The 21,813-nt window shown below is 40.5% G+C and carries 17 protein-coding genes; 10 read left to right on the top strand and 7 right to left on the bottom strand.

Features of this window, described 5'->3' with window-relative positions:
* Positions 1-2: 2 nt before the first annotated feature.
* The 9 genes from HMPREF9007_RS21975 (at position 3) to HMPREF9007_RS27415 (ending at position 7,482) form a co-directional block, all read left to right on the top strand.
* Complete coding sequence (locus tag HMPREF9007_RS21975) at positions 3-1,736, top strand: glycosyltransferase (protein WP_022471528.1); 1,734 nt, start codon at positions 3-5, stop codon at positions 1,734-1,736.
* 55 nt (positions 1,737-1,791) lie between these two features.
* Positions 1,792-2,625, top strand: coding sequence for an FkbM family methyltransferase (locus tag HMPREF9007_RS21980; RefSeq protein WP_008759954.1), 834 nt, complete (start codon positions 1,792-1,794; stop codon positions 2,623-2,625).
* Between the two features lie 32 nt (positions 2,626-2,657).
* Entirely contained in the window at positions 2,658-3,440 is a 783-nt protein-coding gene (locus tag HMPREF9007_RS21985) for a hypothetical protein (RefSeq protein ID WP_022471527.1), read from the top strand.
* Positions 3,441-3,550: 110 nt separating this feature from the next.
* On the top strand, positions 3,551-3,748 hold the full coding sequence (locus HMPREF9007_RS27425; protein ID WP_277754609.1) for a hypothetical protein: 198 nt from the start codon (positions 3,551-3,553) through the stop codon (positions 3,746-3,748).
* Positions 3,749-3,915: 167 nt separating this feature from the next.
* Entirely contained in the window at positions 3,916-4,341 is a 426-nt protein-coding gene (locus HMPREF9007_RS27420) for a hypothetical protein (RefSeq protein WP_277754608.1), read from the top strand.
* Positions 4,338-4,496, top strand: a complete 159-nt coding sequence (locus HMPREF9007_RS26975) for a DUF5030 domain-containing protein (RefSeq protein WP_008764467.1) — start codon at positions 4,338-4,340, stop codon at positions 4,494-4,496. The genes HMPREF9007_RS27420 and HMPREF9007_RS26975 overlap by 4 nt, the downstream gene beginning before the upstream one ends.
* A 136-nt stretch (positions 4,497-4,632) precedes the next feature.
* Positions 4,633-6,501, top strand: a complete 1,869-nt coding sequence (locus HMPREF9007_RS21995) for an erythromycin esterase family protein (RefSeq protein WP_022471526.1) — start codon at positions 4,633-4,635, stop codon at positions 6,499-6,501.
* A 55-nt stretch (positions 6,502-6,556) separates the two neighbouring features.
* Positions 6,557-7,312, top strand: a complete 756-nt coding sequence (locus HMPREF9007_RS22000; protein WP_008759951.1) for a DUF5030 domain-containing protein — start codon at positions 6,557-6,559, stop codon at positions 7,310-7,312.
* On the top strand, positions 7,309-7,482 hold the full coding sequence (locus HMPREF9007_RS27415; RefSeq protein WP_008759950.1) for a DUF5030 domain-containing protein: 174 nt from the start codon (positions 7,309-7,311) through the stop codon (positions 7,480-7,482). The genes HMPREF9007_RS22000 and HMPREF9007_RS27415 overlap by 4 nt, the downstream gene beginning before the upstream one ends.
* Before the next feature lie 78 nt (positions 7,483-7,560).
* Here HMPREF9007_RS27415 and HMPREF9007_RS22005 read toward each other — a convergent pair whose 3' ends face one another.
* The 7 genes from HMPREF9007_RS22005 to HMPREF9007_RS22035 all read right to left on the bottom strand — a co-directional run bounded on the left by HMPREF9007_RS22005 (position 7,561) and on the right by HMPREF9007_RS22035 (position 20,931).
* A complete protein-coding gene (locus HMPREF9007_RS22005; protein WP_008759949.1) occupies positions 7,561-10,551 on the bottom strand; it encodes a M60 family metallopeptidase in 2,991 nt (996 codons plus the stop codon).
* 5 nt (positions 10,552-10,556) lie between these two features.
* Positions 10,557-11,258, bottom strand: a complete 702-nt coding sequence (locus HMPREF9007_RS22010; protein ID WP_032850061.1) for a hypothetical protein — start codon at positions 11,256-11,258, stop codon at positions 10,557-10,559.
* 117 nt (positions 11,259-11,375) lie between these two features.
* Complete coding sequence (locus HMPREF9007_RS22015) at positions 11,376-13,211, bottom strand: BACON domain-containing carbohydrate-binding protein (RefSeq protein ID WP_008759947.1); 1,836 nt, start codon at positions 13,209-13,211, stop codon at positions 11,376-11,378.
* 13 nt (positions 13,212-13,224) lie between these two features.
* Positions 13,225-14,220, bottom strand: a complete 996-nt coding sequence (locus HMPREF9007_RS22020; RefSeq protein WP_008759946.1) for a DUF4361 domain-containing protein — start codon at positions 14,218-14,220, stop codon at positions 13,225-13,227.
* A gap of 28 nt (positions 14,221-14,248) precedes the next feature.
* On the bottom strand, positions 14,249-16,300 hold the full coding sequence (locus HMPREF9007_RS22025; protein WP_008764461.1) for a RagB/SusD family nutrient uptake outer membrane protein: 2,052 nt from the start codon (positions 16,298-16,300) through the stop codon (positions 14,249-14,251).
* A gap of 21 nt (positions 16,301-16,321) precedes the next feature.
* On the bottom strand, positions 16,322-19,441 hold the full coding sequence (locus HMPREF9007_RS22030; RefSeq protein ID WP_016268476.1) for a TonB-dependent receptor: 3,120 nt from the start codon (positions 19,439-19,441) through the stop codon (positions 16,322-16,324).
* Between the two features lie 17 nt (positions 19,442-19,458).
* Positions 19,459-20,931, bottom strand: coding sequence for a hypothetical protein (locus HMPREF9007_RS22035; RefSeq protein WP_032850060.1), 1,473 nt, complete (start codon positions 20,929-20,931; stop codon positions 19,459-19,461).
* 491 nt (positions 20,932-21,422) lie between these two features.
* Here HMPREF9007_RS22035 and HMPREF9007_RS0124545 point away from each other — a divergent pair, with 491 nt between their 5' ends.
* Complete coding sequence (locus tag HMPREF9007_RS0124545) at positions 21,423-21,680, top strand: hypothetical protein (RefSeq protein WP_129593449.1); 258 nt, start codon at positions 21,423-21,425, stop codon at positions 21,678-21,680.
* Positions 21,681-21,813 lie beyond the last annotated feature (133 nt).

The following is a 21,813-nucleotide window of genomic DNA, read 5'->3' as shown; positions in this document are numbered from 1 at the left end:
CCATGAATATCGCTTTTTTATCTTCATCAAACCCTAATGATCAAAATAACTGGTCAGGTACTCTTTACTCTCTATACACTTCACTTCAAAAGAAACATAGGGTGATATGGGTAGGCGAAACTGTGTTTGCTGAGGTTTGGGAATTCCACAAAGCCAATTTCAAAAACAATGAAACATTCTTTCCTGAAAATTATGCGTTGCTTTTTGGTAAATTGTTTTCTGACCTATTGAAAAAGGAATGTTATGATGTAATTATATGCCGAGATTATTTCTTTGCCGCATATCTCGTTTCGGATATACCACTTATTTATATTGGAGATACTACATTTCATCTGTTTAATCAATACATGAACTGGCAGGACAAAAGTCTTACCAAACTAGCCGAACAACTGGAATCACTCGCTATACAAAAGGTGGATAAAATTATTTATTGTTCGGAATGGGCAAAACAGAGCGCAATGCAGGATTACAATGCTGATGCCGAGAAAATAGAAGTGGTTGAATTTGGAGCGAATATCACAGAGAACATCCCGATTCCAGATAACGTATCGCCGATAAATGCACCATGTAACCTCTTATTTATCGGAAGAAATTGGAATATGAAAGGTGGAAATAAAGTACTTGAAATTTATCATAATCTAAAAGGAAGGGGATTTCAATGTACGCTTACTATTGTAGGAAGTGAACCTCCAATGTCCTTACCAAATGATCCGAATATTGAAATATACCCTTTTATCGACAAAACAAACTCCAATGACAGGTTAAAATTCCATGAGATCCTGACACGATCGCATTTTCTGATTCTGCCCACTCGCTTTGATTGTTTTGGAATAGTTTTCTGCGAAGCATGCGCCTATGGTATTCCATCGTTAGGCACTAATGTAGGAGGTGTATCACAGGTTATCAAAGAACGAGAAAATGGATTTCTGTTCAACATCGATGCTTCTTCGCTGGAATATGCTGATAAAATAGAAGAGATATTCAATAACCATATAACATATTCCAAACTAAGGAAAACTGCACGAAAGGATTTTGAAGAACGTTTAAACTGGGATATATGGCTCGATAAAAGCAATAAGATTATAGAACAGCTTGCATCCGAGCATCAACCGGATTTTTATCTTCCGGTTTATGTTATCAATATGAGAGAAAGAGTGGAACGTAAACAACATATTACTAAGGAGTTCGACAACAAGGAAGAATTCGAGTTAAATTGGGTAGAGGCTTCGGCCCATCCTATCGGTGCAGTAGGTTTATGGAATAGTATGATCAAAATCATAAAAATGGCAAAAGAGAAAGGAGATGACATCATTGTCATTTGCGAAGACGACCATTATTTCACGGAAAATTATTCTCCCAAATTACTGTTCAAAGAAGTTACAGAAGCTTATATACAAGGAGCGGAAGTACTTTCCGGTGGTATTGGAGGATTTGGACAAGCGATCCCTGCAGGATATCATCGTTATAAAGTTGACTGGTTTTGGTGCACACAGTTCATTGTTATTTATAATCGTTTTTTTGATAAGATGCTGGATTATTCGTTTCAGAATACTGACACAGCCGATGGAGTAATATCCAAACTAGCCACAAACATAATGGTTATCTATCCTTTTATCTCAGAACAAAAGGATTTTGGGTACTCGGATGTTACTCAGAGTAATATGGAACAGCAGGGTAAAATAAGAGAGCATTTTGCAAGAGCGAATAAACACATGAAATCAATAAGTCTGAAATAAAAGAAAGATTGATGACAATGATAAACTTATTATTTATACAAAATAAAATAGTCTAATGGAAAATCTCATTTTTGATATAGGTTTTCATAAAGGAGAAGATACCCTTTTTTATCTTTTGAAAGGGTATCGGGTAATTGCTGTGGATGCTGACCCTAATTTAATAAATGAATGGCAGAATATTTTTAAGAAATACATAGAGAATGGAAAGCTATTGTTGCTAAACTATGTGATTTCTGACACAAATGACGTAGACACCGATTTTTATATCGGTCCAAATACCATTTGGAGTTCAACTAAAGTTTCTATTTCTTCAAGAATGTGCTGCAAGGCTATTAAAAAGAAGATTAAATCAAAACGGCTGGACCATTTGTTTCATGAATACGGTACTCCTTTTTATTGTAAAATAGATATAGAAGGAAATGACATCATTGCACTGCAAACGATGGAAAAAGTGAGTGAGAAACCTCTATATATATCAGTAGAAACTGAATGCATAGGAGAAGATGAAGATATAGCAGGACACGAATTGGACACTTTGAATGCTTTATATCAGCTAGGATATAGAAAATTCAAGTTAGTTGATCAAAGAACACTTACCGTACTCGACTATAATTGTTTTTATAAGAATAATTCTGAACATAATTGGTTCGAACAAATAGAAACCAATTGTAAGTATGCCGAAGAACTGATAGTTCTCTCCGATACTGATCAACGAGTGAAATTTACCGATTTCTTCCCCGGTTCTTCAGGACCATTTGGAGAAGAACTAGCCGGCAAATGGTATGATTACCCTCAAGCAAAGGAAATGCTTAAAAAGCATAGAGAAGACAAAATGAGACTGAACGAACCGGCATGGACCTTTTGGTGCGATTGGCATGCAACGTTTTAACAAATATAGTTACACATAAAAACAATAGAACTATGAAAATACTACAAGCAATAACCTTGTCAGCATTATTACTTTTGAATATATCAAAGGTATGCTCTCAAGAAGATAAAAAAACTAAAGATTTTTTCAATTCTGGTGGATATATATCTGAAGGATATGCATTGGATAGAAACCAAGTACGATTTAATCAGTCCAGCGATTTTGTGTTTCATCATATTCCTAACGGTAATCTAATATGCATTACTTCAAAACAATTTAGAGCACATGCATTTAGTCGACATTATAATTGCATACTATCAAAAGACAGTAATTTTATTGCATACGTATCTGTGCCTCCCATATTCTGCGGGGATAAAGATTCTATTTATGCTGACTTTAGTTTTAAAACAGGATTTATGATTGAAATGAATACTTATCATTTAGAAATAATCAAAGGAGATTTTTTTAGGAATACAGGAGAAAGGGTTACTTCTTTGTGTGATCTTCCTCTCATTTATAAATCTTCAAAATATGCTCGTAAAGCATTTAATGCGGATACTGTAATTACATATCCTTTAAGAATGTGGGAAAATTTAGAAAATAAGTACAATCATTGCCAAGTAATGATAATTCAAAAAAAACGTCGTGGATGTATTGCTCTGTATTGCTTTTATAATGACAAAGGTGCCAAAAAGCTAAGTCACTATATCAGATCATTAGAACATGTCTTTTGGTATAGAGAACCGAAAGATTACATTGAAGTAATAGATCCACCAATCATAGATGAATATGAAATACCTCATTTAAAAGCTAAAGAAAGATCCGCTAATAATTAAGATGCAAAAATAAGATGGGAATTTATCCTATTACTTCTATCTTTACAGAATCACACAACTAAAATTTATCAGAATGATTATAATGGCTACAATTATTAAAGTGTAAAACAATGAGAATACTACAAACAATAATCTTATCATCATTATTACTTTTGATAGCATCGAATGCTTATCCTCAAAAAGATAAAAGTCTTCAAAATGTTTTTATCCCAGAAGGTTATGCACTAGATAGAAATCAAGTACAGTATAATCAGCCTAAAGATTTTATATCCTATATCGATTCTTTAGGAAAAACAAAGTTTATTTAGGATGCTTTCTTGCAAAAGAATCTAAGAGATTACCAAGCTACTATCGCAAATCCTTTCTATCCAAAGATAGTAATTTTATTATACTCACTGCTATTCCCAGTATATTTTGCAGACGCAATGATTCAGTCTATGCAGATTTTGATTTGCTTCCAGAAATGAAAGTTGAGATGAATACTTATCATTTAACCCATATTAAAGCGGACTTCCTTAAAAATACGGGAAAACGAGTCGCTTTTTTATCTGAATTACCTATAACTTATAAGTCTTCCAAATATGCCCGTGAATCCTTCAATGCAGATACTGTTATCACATACCCTTTAAAAATGTGGGAAAAATATGAAAATAAATATACTCATTGCTTGGTCATATTAATTCAAAAACGATATCGTGGTTGTATCCCTCTTTATTGCTTATACACTGACGAAGGAGCTAAGAAACTCAACCACTATATCAAATCATTACAAAAGGTGTTTTGGTATAGAAATCCGAAAGATTATATCGAAGTAATAGATCCTGTCCCAGAGACAGATAATATATTTATTTTGCCAAAGCGAAATGAATCAGATACCGTACGTATAGTTGGTCAATTATGAAAAATAGAATTATATCACTTTTCATATATTTATTGCCTGGTTTGATCTATGCTCAAAATAATGCAGACGACAAATATGAGATTATGTCTCTAACCGACATGTTGAATCTTTTTAAGGACAGTATCAAGACGTACCAGCAGGTTATAATGGTATAATTGCCGAATGGTTCACTGGCAAATACCTTGAATATTGATATTGAGTCAACAAGCAATATTAAATCATTGATTGTCTATGCAACAATGCGTTTTTATTTCTATATTTGTAGAATCACACAACTTAAATTTAATGCATATGAAACAGAAATTAGTACGAATAGGTATTAGCGGGATACAGAAACAAAAAGAGAGATTTTGCCTTATATTTCCTGTACTATTATTTATATTTATCTTTCCCGCATCATCTATTGCTCAAACTATCGCAGAAGAATATAATTTCAATTTTAAGGGAGGAGAAGAACAAAAGTGGTCTTGGATAAAGAACCAAACCGGATGCTTTACTTATATTGAATCAATGCAAATAAAGAAAGATGATAATATAGTTTATAAAATATCATATACTCCACCTCCATCAAAAAATAAGAATATGATATTTATTGCATCTTGCACTATCATGATACCAGAACAGATAAATGGAGATAGCTGCCAAGTATCTATAAAAAGTAAAACAAGAGAGATAACTAATGCATGGCTTACAGTTACAGCTCTCAACAGTAATGAAGTGGCAGTAGCATCTGAAGACAAAAAGCTGGAACATCCGGAATGGACGGATAATGTACTATCATTAAAATTGACGGACGGGAAATATAAAGCCAAAGCATTACGAATTAATATCTTTTATTTTGGAAATAGTAATCCGGATCAACAAATATGTTTAAGTGACCTGCAAATCAATATTGATGGAAAAGATCTGGGGAAACAATCTATTGAAGATCAAACTGTCATTAACACAAACATTCACAAAAGACTTATCAAAAATAAGATTATAAAATTATCTCATGACAATGATAGTACTCTGCTTACGCGAATAAATGAATTGAAAGATAAAAAAATCATAGGATTAGGAGAATGTACTCATGGTTCGCAAGAATTAAAAACTGCGGTTATTCAATTTTCAAAGAATCTCATTCAAAATGGAGATTGCAGGTTTGTTCTGTTAGAGGCTCCCGTTGATGCCTTACTACTGGTCGATGCATATATACAAGGAATTATATCATCACCCGACATTGAAAAACAAATAAAAGAAATCATGCAGATGTTTTTTACAAACAATAGCGAGCTTATGGGCTTTGTGGATTGGTTAAAGGAGTATAACAAGACATCTCTTCGTAAAGTACACCTATCTGGTATGGATTATAAAGACATCATAAGTCCATATTTTTATGACTACCTATTAAATCTATTGGATAAAGAAAAAGGGCGATACTATTTATTAAAACTATATGATAAAGAATTTAAAGATATATTGCAATATGCTCATGAGGATGTTTATTTAAAAACGAAGTTGGGAGAAGAGAATTTTTCGCTTTTTACCCAATACATAGAAACTTGTATCAATTTGGGTATTGGCTCCCAATTGCCTCCTCCTGATTATAGGGATTTCTATATGTTTACTTATACCAAACAACTTGCTGATCATTTCTTAAAAAAAGATGAGAAGCTAATCATTCACGCTCATAGTGCCCATCTTTCTAACTTGGAACGTTTTGATAGTTTTCCGTATAAAGAAATCCCAGCAGGGAATCGTTTAAAGAAATATTATGGAGATAAGTATTACTCAATTGGTTTTCAAGTTGGAAAAGGAACATTTACTCAGGAATCCGCCGGTTATTTTAGCAAGCTGATAGCATTACCATTATCCAAGCCACCATATAATAGTTTTGAACATTTAGCTCTAAGCACAAAAGAAAGTTATTTCTATTATCCATCCAAATATATGGATGACGGTATTGTTGAGTTATTAGTTATTCCAAGAATGGCACGTTATCAGAGACAATATCAATTTCATTCTGTGAAAAACTGGTGTGATGCCTATGTCTTTATACAAGAGAGCACGCCGCTCAAAAATGTAACGACTGGAGAATTCGAAACAATGTTCAAACAATTTCTTAGAATAAAGGAGTTGATAAAAGAATTGAAAGCAAACGAAGAACAATATAATTAATTCTGTTATGCCTCTATTTACAAAAAAAACAACTCTATCATAAAGGATTAAAGTTATGAAGAAATTTCTTTTTTTAAGTATTCTATGCTATGCTTGTAATGTTGTTTATGGGCAGCATTATATTCCAGTCAAAAAGATGATATCTAACTATAAAGAGCAAAAAGCTATCGATACTTTGAAGAATCATGATATTATTTATAATATTGAAGAATCTCCTGAAGCAGGAATATTTATGGAACAATCTCTATTACCATCCGACTTACAAAGACCAAAAGATATTCGTGCGGAATGGTGCTTTGAATATTCTTCAGGACAAAAGGCTATGTTATACTTAAAGAAAATATATTCATCAAAAGAAGGAAAGTCGAATGAAGCATCGATCTATAAGAATAAGTTGGCTGAAAAATATGGAAAAGACGATTTAGGGATTCCTGCAATATGGTATTCGGGGAAGATAACAGCCTTATCGTGTCCCAAAGACTTATTTGGAGAAATTGTGACGAAGAATGTAGCTGAGTTTGACATAGAAAAGGGACAGGTTATATCACGAAACTTTTTAGATATTGCAAAAACCGGAACGATGGAAGGTCCTCGTCGTTCTCGTCCTACTATCAAGTATTCGCCTATTGCCAGTACAGATGGTTGCTGGTATACTAATCTTCAATATAAACTGGATTTATTAGAAGAGTTCGTTAATGGTAATTTGAAAAAGCATAAAACATCAACCACAAAATTTGGCGTAGATATCTTGTTGGTGACGAATAAAAAGGGAAAACGACCGGATATTTATTATCACCCAATGAGATCATGAATAAAGAGAATCAAGCTCTGACCGAACAATTAATAAAACAGATCAGCAAGTTGCCTCGTTGGAGTTTTGGATGGTTACAAACGATAAACGGTTCTATTTTCCAGGGACGGTATGTAAAAGCAAACTATTCATCGGATACAGGATGGAAGCTAGAGGATTATCTTCATTAGAACAAAGAGTAACTTCTACTCAAAAGTAAAAGCTACTCTTCATTCCATATAAGATTGGGGGATATTCAGTAAGTTTCCCTATTTATTTGCTTTAATACGTTGCCCGTCCGCCTGAACAGCGTACAGTTCCGCTCCTTCAATGTCTGCTCCGGCAGGTACAGTAAATACAAACCGATTGGCAAACCATACTTTTTTGCCATCCTTGATTAATTCGAAAGCAACCGCCTGTTCGCCATTAGTCACAGTGTATGTTCTTCCGGAAACGGTATAACTTACAGTCTTGGTGATTTTCACATTGTTCTGGAATGTTTCGAAATACCCTACATCTCCTCCATCTTCGGATATACCTTTTTGATTGCCTCCGGCTCCTGCCTGGTATCTTCGGTCTTCAATGTATTCAATAGGCGGACATTTAGTGGGGAATGTTTTCATATAAGCCAGCGTCTGATTAATCATATCCTGTGTCACGGTATATGAAAAGCTTCCGTAAGCATACAACTTGAAACTGACCGGAATAAAGAATCCCCAGACATCGAAGAATTCGGTCATATCCATATTAGCGGCTTTTGCTACGTTGCGTGCATACATCAGCTGTGCTGCGCCCGGATCATTGAAAGGTAACCAAAATTCAGGGGTACGTCCTTGTTCGAATATCTTACGGATGGTATTCGGTTTCTTGCCGATACGTTCGAAATATGTCCACAATTGCTGGTTGAGGCGCATATGCATTTCGGAGGCTTCTCCTTGATATAATCCATATTTATTGGCATCATCAGATGTCATGTCCTGAGGGGTAAATGCCAACGTGTTCGGGTCGCGCGGATGCATGAATCTGCTCCAAGGAGTCGGAGGCGCATACCGGTAAGTAGCTAAAGTCCCAATGGAGCTTCCACGTGATCCCCACTGGTTTATCTTGTACACCACATAATTAGAAAAGAGATTATTGCTCGATTCCGTAGTACTGGGCCAGTTGATAGCTCCCTGATGCATGTGTCCGAGTTCATGTCCCGGTCCCCATTCATTGTCCTGATTCTTGTCCATATCACGCGGATCGAAGTTGTTTTTGAAACCCCATCCATCTTTTGTGCTTACATCACCCGCTGCCATATTAATGTAATAATTGGTAGCATAAAGCCCGTCGGTGAAAGTCGTGACATGCATCAGTGAATTAAATTCTCCTGTATTCGAATAGGTATCGATGGCAGCCAGTTCCTGCTCCCAATCTATCAGGTTATCCCATCGTTCCATTCCTCTTACTACTCCATACTGTTTGAAGTTGTCCTGATTTTGCAGCAAGTCTTTCAGTGCTGTAAACAGAATCTTCCTGCCTTTCAATACAAATACGCATTTATCAGATCCGTCCAAAGTGACAGATTTTGCCTTCCGGATATATTCACGGAACAGATCATCGGTTTTATCCACAGTCAGATCCCATACATTGAAGCCTACACGCGCATGTTCCGTTATCTCCACATACTGGGGCGGAAAATGTATTTTCACTGCCGGCATGCCACGGGGATCAAGTTTCTGATAGATGACAAACAGATTTCCCGCACGTGAGAAAGAAAACTTGTTGATTCCGTTTTTCAGGAATCGTTCTTCACCGTCGGGCCCCAGATCCGAACAACACCTTAGTGAAATGGATTCACCTTGCGGTATGCCGTCTGCTAAAACGACCATCTCTTCACCCGCATTGGTTATGATACCGGTAGGGTTGCAAAGAGGCGAGTAGTAATTGGTTCTCAATTTATCTCCCCAATATTCGGGCACACTGTATGCCTGATATGACTGTATCCTGAATCTCTTTTCCGCTTCGGGATAAGTATTGCTCTGCAAAGACTTTGCCAGCACATTGAAGAATGCCGGAAGCCGATTGATGGCTTCGTCGGAAGCGTCCGGGAGGAGTTCACTGCATGAACGGTCGGTGAATACTGTTATCAGTTGTTCGTCAAGCGGATTTTCCGCAGCATGGAAAAATTCCATCTCATCGCAACTGACGAAATCATTCAATCCGCTTTTAACTTTGAATTGAACAGCCGCAGGTACAACCGGATCGTTCAGCAATATCCTATAGCTGCCTCCTGCTCCTTTAAAATCATAATCTTGTATATGAATAAAATCCGTACTTCCTTGAGGCTTGATGTAAAGTTCGAATGCTCCGAAATTACCGTTACCATTCCGGCTGTGATATAGGATATAGTCTAGCGTAAGCTGATTCTGATCGAACTGATATTCAAGAGTAACGGGGAATTTTGCAGATTGACTCCATGTGGAATGATAACAGGTTCCGCCGAACTGACCGTCATAAGACTTCGATATATCCTGCCCCGGCTGATGGTCGGTGTCGTATCCACCGGTAACTTTCAACTTTATATCCTTCTCCGGATTTACACCCGAAATATCACTCGATTTCTTTTGTTGTTTGATTTCCGACTGGTCATAAATGTTTGTATTTTCTTTGGATACAAACTTGATCGTAGCATTCCTTTCTGTAGTCAGAGGATTGGAAGCAATGGAGAATATTCGTGTACTGGATGCCAGATCGGCTCTTGTATCAGGTACTTCTTTCTCGGTAATCCAGTCTTTGGCTTCCTCCGGAATAACTACTTCATAGTCTGTATTGGAAAGCAAGTTGACTTCCAGATGATCGTTTCCTGTTCCCGCCACCTGAATGACACGGCTCTCTTCAGCCACTTCAATGATCAGGTCACCGCCTGTCTGCACAACTCTGAGTTTAGCAGTCAGCGCATTATTGGCGATAGTAATATTTCCTTCTCTGACTCCTTTTTCGGGACTGGATGTTGCCGAAACCGTCAGTTCTGTATCCGATGCTTTCCTTGCCGTCAGCCATTCTTTTCCCTCAGTTACCGATGCATTCCACTCCCGGTTCGATTTGACAGGTACGGCTACTTCCCCACCCTCTTTCTTGAATCCAATGGATTTCTGAACTTGCAGCACCGGCTCTCCCTGCAGCTCCTTATCATCACTCTTGCAAGCATAGAGAGTAGTGACTCCCACCAGCAGAATAAGAGAGATACATAGTATGTGTTTTACCTTATCCAATAACATAGTATTTATAATTTTTGTTGTTTTTCCATTTCGTTGACCAAACTATCCAAATCGAAGTCAATGTTATATTCATTCTCTATCTGAATCTTTTTGATTTGCTTCACCAGCGAATGCGGCTTCAACCTTCGGATCATCTCTATTTCCAGAAGCCTGTTCGGGAAACGTTTGCGAATGCCATCGATGTCTTTCATATAAATGCTGTCTGCTCCCTGATAAAGCGCATTGGCGGATTCTTCAAGAATAAATGCTCCCAAACTGTCAGGATATTGTTCGAGCACTGCCCGCAGAATTTCCAGACTTTTTCCGAAACTTTGATGCGCATCAGCATTCATATCTTTAGCCGCCTGAAACAATCCTAACTGAAACAGGTATTCTCCTGTTATCGCTTTTCTCTCCATTGCCAAAGTCTGGACATGCAATGCGGAATCCAGCTCCCCCATCTCAGCCAGTAGTTTAGCTTTGGTACCATAATAATCGGGGTTGAGACTGTCAATCGACAGTGCCCGGTCCAGAAGGCTGATACACTTCCGAGTGGAATCGACATCATAAGACGATTGCAGGATGGCTACCGCCTGTTGATAAAAACTGTCGGCACTGAGATTTACGGGATGGGGACGAATGTCCGGTTTCTGCCGTGAATGACAACCGATGGCTGTGCAGATTAGCAGCAAAACAAGTAATATGATATTCAGTTTCTTTGTTTTCATGTACATGATTCTCAATAGTCGGATAATATAAATAAAAAAATGACTGACAGGGAGTATTATAGGAAAATGTGTCTAATCTAATCTTATTTCCTCCCCGCCAGTCTTTCCATTAGTTTATCAGATGCCTAACTGCTCTTTGGCCCAGGCTTCATCATGCCTTACTCTGTAGAGATACATCTCAGCCATATTCCACCATGCTTTATTAGCGTTAGTATAGTCCAATGTGGCTTGATTACGGCGACCCGTAGGAGTAAATCGGATATAGTTGTAAGCTTGTTTACCATTCACATTGTTTTTAGCGGTAGCATGACCACCGTTTGATGTCGGTAAATTGAACTCTTCCGTACCCATGCTTTCAAAGTATTCACCGTTGGTACTTCCGTAAATAGTTGCGATCGTTACGTCGCCCCCATTATTTATGCCAGTCTGACGCGCATCATATTCAAAACGAAGCCCTTGCAACGGTTTGTTCAGTTTAATCTGCACGTAATGGGCTTCTGATACGACTGGATCTTGCCATCTGGAATGATAATAAGTTTCACCTTTGCCGTCAATCAAAGCAGGTAAGCCACCTCCATCACCGTCCTGTGTCGCATTAGCAGAAAGCATATCAACAGTGAGAATGACGCGTTCCAACTCGGAAGCTTCGCCGGAAGTACCTGTAATGATTACAGGACTCTCAGTCTCCATTCCCGTAGGACCGTAGGTCTTGAAAGTAAAGGAATATTCACCAGCACACTGATAGGTATCATCTATGATAGCCGATGTTGTCTTGAATCCATCTATTTCTATCTCTTTATTTTCTTTTGTGACCTTATCATAATACGTAATTTTCACTTTACTATAATCCACATCTTCCGGTGCTTCCCATTGCAGAGTGATGTGTCCGGCTCCCGGTGTAGCGGTAGCATTCACCACATTTACAGGAGGAACGGGAACGAATCCTGCTTGTTTCACAGTAACTGTAAAGCTGTTTGGATCAACCGGATCTTTACTTGTGAACGTTATCGTTCCTTCACGGGGTTGTTCTACAACTGCGGTGTTAGGCTCTATGATGAAGCTTTCGGAAGCATCACGCAATGCTCCTCTGGTGAGCGGTGCAGTTGCAGGCTTAATCCATGTTTGAGCATTTTCGTCAATCACATATTCATATTCCGCACCCGCAGGACCGTTCACTTTGAAAGGAATCGTGATCGTTTCGCCCATTGCTTTCACTTCAAAGACCTTGTGTGCATCGTCAATGTCAACAATATATCCTCTCGGCTGCTGCTTGATAATGAACGTGCCGACACAGTTGTAATTCTGTGACGACTGAAGGGTGATTGTACAATACCTCACAATGGTATCAGTATTCTGATCCAAACTGAATACCAGATTTTTCTTGACGATATCTTCCGCTTTTACAGCTTTTTGTCCTTTCTTTGCTTTCAGCTCTTTCGGTTCGTTAAAGCGTACCCAGTTACAGGTATCCGGTACAGTGATGACATCCAGATTCAGATTGGTATTCACCTGGATAGAAAGTGAAGTCGCTTTAGCATCCACCGCCTTCATTCCATCATCCGTCAATCCGGGTATATCGATCACCGGTTCCAAGCCGAACTGTTTCACACTTATGGAATAACTCTGGTGACCGTATGCTATCGTAACTTCTGCTATACGCTGTTTATAGCCTTCATTCTGATCGGCAGAAACCGTGACTTTACCTTCCTGCTTTTGTAGTTTGCACCATTCGGCATTCGAACTTACCGTCCAGTTATCGAGCGCCACGTTGGTCTCCACTTCTATCTCATGTTCGCCGCCGGAAAGCGGAAAAACAACAGCCGCCTGGCTCTCGCTGGGAATGGTCAATGTCAGTACATTGAACTCAGTTTCATAATCAGGACCACAGGAAGAGAGAGCTACGAAAGTTCCCAGGATTCCTGTCAGTCCGATGATTAGTATATTTTTTTTCATATTATTAGATGCATTACAAGTTTTCTACTCTTGGATTGAATTGGTATCTCAGTTTGGCATTTACCTCCCTGTAGAGGTCGGTAGACTTCAAACGGTATTTGTAATGGAGGCGGAACTCCTTATAATAAGTGGAGCGTCCGTCGGGCGTCCGGATGACATTCAATAAATACGTATTGTCATATTCGCCGATGGGTGTGAGCTGCACTACGTCGATGCTTTGATACGGCAGGATAGTGAGTTCCTTCGCCAACGGATTCTCGGGCAACTGTGTTCCCATTTCCAGAATGATGCTCCCCTTATTGATGATATCCAGCGCAGTGGTATAGTCAGTGAAATTTTCATCACCGGCCATCAAACGTACAGAGTTCTCAGAGATAGGAAATACACGGTTGGAATTGGTCGGACGGCGAACTTCACTATACCCATCCGGATTCGGGATAATGACCGTACTACTGGTGTAATTGTAGTAAGTTGCCGTCTGCGTGGACGCATAGTAATTCTCCTTGTGGATACGAAGCAGCACGTGCCTCTTTTTCGGATTACAGTCCGGTGTTCTCAATGAATCTATCTTATATTCGAGAAAATAGATGGAGTCGGGTGAAATCTTTTCCAGATTTTTCAGATACACCGGAAACATAGCCTTGGAAGAGCCGGCGGAAATGTTCATTTCCATCGTCGGAAATTCATAGCATTCTTCCGGCAAGTACTTTGCAAAACGGGCTTTATTGATATCAAAATTGGACTTGTTGTAAGCCCTCAACAGTGTATCGGAATGTTGCAGCACCACTGTTACCGGTTCGTCGGTAGCCTGCGATCCACTCAACGAAGCTACCACGAAAAGGGTATCTCCTCCCTGCTGCAACTCAGCTACCTGGCGATCATATACCAAGTTGGAATTACTGAGTAAATTTACTTCTTTGCGGAACTGTTCCTGATCGAAATCATACTTATCGCAACCACTTATCATAACCAAAGCAGAGCAAAGAATTATAGTTAATATCTTTTTCATATTATCTTTCTGTTATTCTTGTTTTTCATTATCTGTCCCATCCCGGATTCTGGTCCATGGAAGGTACTTTCAGTAATTCAGAGTGACTGATCGGCATAAATACCATTTTGGGCAGTGCGACGCGATCGCGGATATTCTGTTGGTCAATGGTCACGATGTTCCAGAATCCCGGATTGCCGGCGACGTCCGTACGGTCTTTTTGTACATCCAATCCCTGCCAGTTAGACGTATTGGCATCCTCGGTAAGGTAAGTACCCCATCTACGGGTATCGAAATAGCGGTAGCCTTCGTTGAAAAGTTCCACTTGTCGTTCATTACGGATGATCTGCTCAAATCTCTCCACCTCGTTGAAGTCACCCAAAGCCGGACCGGGTAATCCGACACGATAGCGGATCATATTGAAGTATTTAGCCATTTCCTGAATATCACGGCTGACAGTCACTTCGACATCCGTACCTGTCATATCAGGAGTAGTAACGGTGACCGTACCCGTCACCCGGTTCAACGCTTCTACATATTCAAGGAGTACTTCGGCATAACGGATGATGGCAAACGGTTTAGGCTGAGTAACAAATGCGCCTTTCACACTTCCTTTTCCGCTCGACCATGAATCGTCAGGATGAACAAACTTGACGGGAGTGTAGCCGCTGATATTGTAATCATTGACGTTATTTCCCGCACCGGCCAACCCGGCTTGCGTATCATCATGAGAATACCAGAACTGCTGGTTGACATAGGTTGCGTCGGAAGAAGCGGAACTCATAGTCCACAAGCGTCCGGGAAATCCGATGGAAGCATAGAAACGTGCCGAACGGTTGTCATACATCTTCGGAACATCACCTCTCAACTGATAGTTTCCCAGCACTTTATTCGTACCTATTGTCTGGCTGAGATCCGCTACATACGGATAGTCTGCCGATGCATTGTGGATGTCTCTGCCATCCATCATCAGGAAGCAATCGACCACTCTCTGAGGTACGGACATGCCGCCCCAGCCTCCGAATTTAACAGGGAACGAGTGGTGCGTGTAATTAGTCACATTTTGGGATGCCATTGCCCAGATAAACTCTTTATTGGTTTGAATAATACCTTCACCGTTGAACATATCGGCAAAAGAATGGTAAGGGTCGATACCACCCGCACCATCGGGGAAAGGAGCCGTAGGAACATTATCTGCCAACGGATAAGGGTATTGATTGTCCGGTGCCACTGTGAACAGTGAATAGTATTCCATATTGATCACTTGCTTTGCGGCAGCGGCTGCTACCGCCCAACGGTCGGGATCATAAGTCTGGTTTACGTAATCGGCACCGTCGCTTTTGCGCTTCCAATTGCTAAAGCACAGGCGGGCGGCATCACCGCCATTGAACAACGGAGAAGCCTGGAACAGGCGCAGACGGGCAATCAACGCTAAAGCTGCCCCCTTGGTAGGACGGTCGGAATAGCTGATACTCTGCTCGGTCGGTCCATAAATACCTTGTGTGGCAAGCTTGAATTCATTGCAAATATAATCCACCGATTCATCGTATGTAGACCGTTCCCTGTCATAGTATTCCGCAGATTCGGAAGTACCTAGTACTTCGTCTCCGACAATGAGCAACGGACCGTAGTTCATCAGTAAATGGTAGTAGGCATAACCGCGCATAAAGTGTACGTATCCGATGTAACGTCTTCTGTCGGCTTCTGTCATATCAGACACTTTATCGATATTTTCCAGCATCCGGTTACATCTTGCCACTACTACATACATGCTATACCATATATCCTGCCGCAGGTTTCTTCCGTTGACAGTACCAACACTGAATTGCGCTCCCCAAAACTCGTTGGTCTGCCATCTGACGGCAATCTCGTCCGAGGCAGTTTCTCCCGGATTCCATGAGTTTCCCCAAATGGCACCCGCGTCGGGAAAACGGGTCGGGGTGTTCCAAAGGTATCCTTCGGCATTTTTCATGCTGTGGAAAATGGAATCTTCCTTGAATGTAGCCTGAAAATAATTGTCTACATCCAGAAAATTGCAGGAACTGAGCAGCAAAGAACTGCCGATCACGGCTCCCAAAAGTATTTTAATTCGATTTTTCATAAATTTTTCAATGTTATGTGATTAGAATCTTAAGTATACCTGGAATGAATAGGTAGCAGGTATCGGATAGACAGCACCATTTGCCGATGCTTGTTCGGGATCGAAATATTTCACATTGTCGAAAGTGCACAGGTTATTCGCCACAAATTCCAGATCGACGGAAGACAATCCTACCGCTTTAATCCATGGCAGATGTTTCAGGCTGTATCGCAAGCTAACTTCCTGAAGGCGCAGGAAAGAACCGTTCCGCCTCCAGAAGGAGGACAATTGAGAATTGTTCTTATTACCTCCGTAAGAGAGACGTGGAAATTCAGCATTCGGATTTTCCGTTTCAGTAGTTCCCGAATACCATGCGGGCGTCCATCTGTTCTTGGGATTGTTGGCTAGTTTGATCACATTTCCCAAGTCTCCATTATAGAACGGAATCCATCCGTTGTCGTTGCCAAGCCCTGCACGATAGTAGTCTACCTTGGCGGAACCTTTGAACAAGACACTAACAGTCAGATCTTTCCACTGGAAGTCACCGCCGAATCCATACATCACTCTTGGTAACTGGTTGGAATAAGACAATGGCACCTTATCGTCTTCATTGATAATACCATCGCCGTTGACATCGCGATATTTGATGTCGCCCGGGCGTATCTTTCCGAATCCGCTTTGATCGGGGCTGGTATTGATCTCATCTTTGCTGGCGAATAGTCCCTCGGAGATATATCCGCGTAAGATGTTAAAGGGTCTGCCGGTCACACTGAGATAGTCGTAAGGTAATTTATTCTCTTCAAAATAGTCGATGATATTTTGTGAGAATGTATAATTGGCACGAACCGTAAAACTCATATCCTTATTAATTGTATGGAAAAACTCAATATTTCCGTCCGATCCTACACTGTGCATACGTCCGACATTCGACTTCGGATAAGTCACCATACCTACGTAAGAAGGTAACGTCACACGGTCCTGGAAGATGTGGTCACGAGTATCCCGGAATATGTCGACTGTCAGGGACAACTTGTCGTGAAAGAACTTGGCATCGATACCAAGATTCGCCTTCTTTGCTACTTCCCATTTCAAATTGTCGGCTCCGGTATGGGTTTCTGTGATACCCGCATAACGATATCCCCAAGCAGATCCGGCATGATTGTCTATCAGGGTCAGGTAAGGGAAGCGTCCCTGGCCGGTATAATCGTTGGTAGAAACAATCTGGTCGTTACCTACGATACCGTAAGAGCCGCGAATTTTGAGGAACGTAAACCAAGGTAGTTTCTCTGTCCACCATGCATAAGAGGAAGGAACCCATCCTGCGGCAATGGAAGGAAAGAAACCGAACTGTTCTCCTTTTTTGAACTGTGCAGAACCTGTATAACCGAAATTCGCATCGATGAAATAACGGTTTTTATAGTCATAGGAGATACGTCCGGAAAGGTTCTGATGGCGTTTGGGGATGCTGGCGATACCTAAATCATCATATTTGCCCCATAGAGAGTTTTTCTCATCTTTCATATAGTATTCGAGCAACGCGCCAAAGGTATGGTCTCCGAACGACCGGTTCCAGTTGGCTTTCGCCTCCATATAGTATTGCCTGTAAGAGTTTTCGCCACTTCCGTATGCCATACTTGATTGTGCTGAGCGCAGCGCTTTAATCAAGACTCCCTGTGCGGTTCGTCCGGTAGCACGGTAGAGGTCGGGCCAAATCCTGCGGTATTCGCTGAAGTAGCCGATATGTTCCGTCATCGCTTGTACCGACATCGTCAGTCCTTTCAGAAATCCTCCGAATTCTTGCGTCAGCTTCAGCGTCAGCATGTTTCGGTTGTCCTCGCTTTGCATGTATCCGGTATTATTCAGCATAACATATGGAGAAGCCAATTCACGTGATCCGCCATATACGGGCAGCGTGCCGTCAGAGTAAGTGACCGGAAACAGAAGGGGGGTCAACTGCTGGACGGCTGACCATACCAGATCTGTGTTCCCTCCGCCCGGACTGACATAAGAATTGACATATCCATCTACACCGAAGTATAGCTGGGTCGTCTTGGTCAAATTCATATCGATATTGGCACGATAATTCAGCTTGTTTACGCTCAATGGCTTTTTAAACAGATTTTCCTCTTGGCGATAGGCGGCTCCTTCATCCTGATACCCCAGCGACAAGAAGTATCTAGCAACGTCACCTCCTCCTTTAGCACTGACATAGTAGTTCTGCTGAATAGAATTCCTTTTCATGATTTCATCTATCCAGTTTACATCCGGATAAAGATCCGGGTCCAGCCTGTTTTTGATCAGATCCAGTTCAAGGCGGGTGTACAGATCGTCTTCCCCGGACATCGCTCTGGCTTCATTGGCAAGGAGTGCGTAATCGTATGCTCCCAGGTATTCGGGCAGACGTTTGATATGTGATATTTTCATCGTAGCACGTCCGGTCACCTCTAATTTTCCACTGGTACCACGTTTGGTAGTCACCAATACCACGCCATTTGCTCCGCGTGTTCCGTAGACAGCCGTTGCTGCGGCGTCTTTCAGGATACTGAACGATTCAACGTCGTCGGTATCAATATCTTCCAATCTTCCTTCGAGACCATCGATCAGTACCAAGGCTCCACTGCTGGCTCCGAAAGTACTGATACCGCGAATCCAGAAGTTGGAGATATTTTTGCCCGGTTCACCCGAACTCTGCATAGTGATAACACCTGCCATTCGACCTCCGATCATATTATTGAGGGAAGTGGCGGGAGTTTTTAGCTGCGCAACGTCAATGGTGGTGATGGCACCTACCACAGATACTTTTTTCTGGGAACTCATACCCGTTACCACTACTTCGTCAATCTTAGTCTCGTCTTCTTTCATGACGATCTTAAGCTTTTCTTCGTTTTTGGTAATCAGCATCTCGACATTCTTCATACCCACTGACTGGAATATCAGTGTAGCGTTTTTCGTTACTTTTATCTTGAACTTTCCGTCCAGATCCGCTACTACGCCGACTCCCGGTTCGTTCTTTACATAAACAGCCGTACCTACCAATGGCTCGCCGGTTGCATCCACAATCACGCCTGCCACTGTAAACTGTGTACTCGTTTCGTTCTGACTGTAGCCTGCCAATGGAATCAATGTCATAAGCAGTACAATCAATAAAAGATTTTTTTTCATATATGTATTATCAAAGGTTATTGTATAGACAATTTACGAATCACTTTATTTCCGGTATCTGCGATATATACGATTTGTCCGTCGGCACTAACAGCTACACCGAACGGATGATTGAACAACGCGATATCCGGACCGCCGTCTTTATAGCCCTTCATGCCCGGAAGTCCGATAGGAGTAGTTACCATAGCTCTATCCAAGGGCAATTTGGTATCGATTACTCGTATACAATTGTTACCACAATCAGCGATATACAATTTACCGTCTTCGGTAAAGCAGATTTGATGGGGATTATCAAACTTGGCATTCCTCAGCAAACCGTCTTCCCATCCTGCTCCTGCTACCTGTCCTTCCAATATGGCCTTTCCGGCATAACCTTCACCGGGATAGGTGTTTTTGTCTTTACCTTCCAGATTTCCCACATCCACTCGCCATATCTGATTTCCTTCTGCCATCGCGACATAAAGCATATTTTCCTGTCCTTTGACAGGGCTGAAAGCAAGGTATGAGTCACATGCATCAGGTCTGGTAGAAGTTCCGACTTTCTTGAGTAGGAGTTCACAAGTACGGGTGTTCGGTTTTATCCGCACCAGTTGTCCCTTAACCATCACTGTATAAATGTAATGATCCAGCTTATTCACTACAAAGCAGTGCTTATAGTTACCATCGGCAACGTCTTTAGTTTCATCATTCAGCAGCACCGTCAGGCGGCGCGGCGCATAGCTCACGCTTTTGGCCAAAGAATAATATCCCATACCGCCATCTTCAGGAGCGTACATCGTACCATCCAGGTCCGAAAAAGCAGGAGCATTCAGGATGGCTGACGTACCATACTGAAGTACCAGCACAGAATTACTCTTAATGGAAGCCATGACAATATTTCCGTTAGACTGCGCTCCTTTATCATTTTGACAGGTTACGGATGGATAATTGTTTCCTCCGTGCCATACGTGGCGTTCGGTGATAAAGATATTATCCTCGTCATCCAGACTAATGTAGTTGGGTGCCGACAATGTAGAAGTAGCGATGTCTCCTCCTACCGTAGGCTGGTTAGCGTCCGGCGAAGCTTGTCCTACAACGGTAGTCACGCTCGTCTGCGTCTTGTAGATAAATTGCCTTCCAGCTTGTCCTTCATATTCTGTTCCGTCGGGCATTGTTCGGGCAACAAGAAGATTCATTTCTTTCTTGTACGTCAGTCCCGAAGGAACATACAAGTAGATTTTGTTACCATTTGAACTCACCAAGCCCGCCTGGTGCTTTATCCCATCCGCATCTTCGAAATAAACTTTCAGATTGGTAGTGTCTGATCCGAAGTTGCTGCCTTCGACGATCATAGGGGTAGCGATCCCACCGGAATCCGGATAAAATCCGGTCACCTCAATAGGTTGATCCGGATTGAATACTGCACTTCCTATATTCTTACTATCCGAACATGAAGTCAGATAGACAAATACGGCGGCAAAAAATGTCAAAAAAATAGTTCTTTTTTGCATTGTTTTTCTGTGATTAAAGGTTAATAATTAGTTGTGTTAATATGGATAAGTAGAAAACTTACTATTCTATATCTAGGCATTATGATAATGTGGTAGAAATAAGATGTGCATTTTTACTCTAATACGTTTGTTTTTGGGTGTGTATGCTTTATCTTAATATTTAGTAAGTTTAGGAATATATATAGTTGTGTTTGACTGTTATCATTCATTTTGTTTTTTCTTTGGGGGGTATTGAAATTTTTAATGAATTCAATCTCTCTTCAGCACTGTTCTGATCTATGCTGAAGAAACGATAATAAAAATTTAATCACAGCCCGGAGGCGGCCTATAATTTCGCATTATCATAAATAATTATTAAGAAATATAGTCGTAATTGACCGATTAGAATAAGTCGCTCTAGAACTTGGTAGCTAAAATAATAAAACCATGATAATCAACAATATATAGCAACAAAAAGATTGTATCTATCTTATTACGATCTGAGTAGTAGAATGAAAAATCAAAAAAAACACCGTTTGCCGATAATTAAAATAAAAAAAACATTGCGTTTACCAATTTTATTAATAACTTTACACCGTCTTAAGTGGCACACAAACTTAATAACCTTTGAAAAGCCTATGAAAACAGGAAAAAATACACTTATTGGTATAAAACTACCAAGTTCTAGAGCAACTTATCCCAATCTGTTAAATATAAAAATGAATCATAACAGCCAAACACAACTATTTATTTTCAAATATGCTAAATAAAAAAGGTAGTGCATCCCCAAAAGAATAAATGCATAAGAAATAAAACGCATACCTTAATTTCTACCATATATAATAATATTTTCTCCTTCACCGACAATCTCTAGCGAATAGCCCATAATAAGAAGTAAAGGGT

The sequence above is a fragment of the Bacteroides sp. 1_1_14 genome (assembly GCF_000162515.1).
Taxonomy (GTDB): Bacteria; Bacteroidota; Bacteroidia; order Bacteroidales; family Bacteroidaceae; genus Bacteroides; species Bacteroides thetaiotaomicron.
The sequence above is the reverse complement of the archived record's forward strand: the minus strand, read 5'-3'. Positions and strand labels throughout refer to the sequence as shown.

Bases quoted from the DNA above. Each gene is read 5' to 3' on its own strand.
- HMPREF9007_RS27415 (WP_008759950.1), top strand. From the start codon at position 7,309: ATGAATAAAGAGAATCAAGCTCTGACCGAACAATTAATAAAACAGATC.
- HMPREF9007_RS22025 (WP_008764461.1), bottom strand. From the start codon at position 16,300: ATGAAAAATCGAATTAAAATACTTTTGGGAGCCGTGATCGGCAGTTCT.
- HMPREF9007_RS22020 (WP_008759946.1), bottom strand. From the start codon at position 14,220: ATGAAAAAGATATTAACTATAATTCTTTGCTCTGCTTTGGTTATGATA.
- HMPREF9007_RS22015 (WP_008759947.1), bottom strand. From the start codon at position 13,211: ATGAAAAAAAATATACTAATCATCGGACTGACAGGAATCCTGGGAACT.
- HMPREF9007_RS0124545 (WP_129593449.1), top strand. From the start codon at position 21,423: ATGAAAAATCAAAAAAAACACCGTTTGCCGATAATTAAAATAAAAAAA.
- HMPREF9007_RS21980 (WP_008759954.1), top strand. From the start codon at position 1,792: ATGGAAAATCTCATTTTTGATATAGGTTTTCATAAAGGAGAAGATACC.
- HMPREF9007_RS21995 (WP_022471526.1), top strand. From the start codon at position 4,633: ATGAAACAGAAATTAGTACGAATAGGTATTAGCGGGATACAGAAACAA.
- HMPREF9007_RS27420 (WP_277754608.1), top strand. From the start codon at position 3,916: ATGAATACTTATCATTTAACCCATATTAAAGCGGACTTCCTTAAAAAT.
- HMPREF9007_RS22035 (WP_032850060.1), bottom strand. From the start codon at position 20,931: ATGCAAAAAAGAACTATTTTTTTGACATTTTTTGCCGCCGTATTTGTC.
- HMPREF9007_RS22005 (WP_008759949.1), bottom strand. From the start codon at position 10,551: ATGTTATTGGATAAGGTAAAACACATACTATGTATCTCTCTTATTCTG.
- HMPREF9007_RS26975 (WP_008764467.1), top strand. From the start codon at position 4,338: ATGAAAAATAGAATTATATCACTTTTCATATATTTATTGCCTGGTTTG.
- HMPREF9007_RS21985 (WP_022471527.1), top strand. From the start codon at position 2,658: ATGAAAATACTACAAGCAATAACCTTGTCAGCATTATTACTTTTGAAT.
- HMPREF9007_RS22030 (WP_016268476.1), bottom strand. From the start codon at position 19,441: ATGAAAAAAAATCTTTTATTGATTGTACTGCTTATGACATTGATTCCA.
- HMPREF9007_RS22010 (WP_032850061.1), bottom strand. From the start codon at position 11,258: ATGAAAACAAAGAAACTGAATATCATATTACTTGTTTTGCTGCTAATC.
- HMPREF9007_RS22000 (WP_008759951.1), top strand. From the start codon at position 6,557: ATGAAGAAATTTCTTTTTTTAAGTATTCTATGCTATGCTTGTAATGTT.
- HMPREF9007_RS21975 (WP_022471528.1), top strand. From the start codon at position 3: ATGAATATCGCTTTTTTATCTTCATCAAACCCTAATGATCAAAATAAC.
- HMPREF9007_RS27425 (WP_277754609.1), top strand. From the start codon at position 3,551: ATGAGAATACTACAAACAATAATCTTATCATCATTATTACTTTTGATA.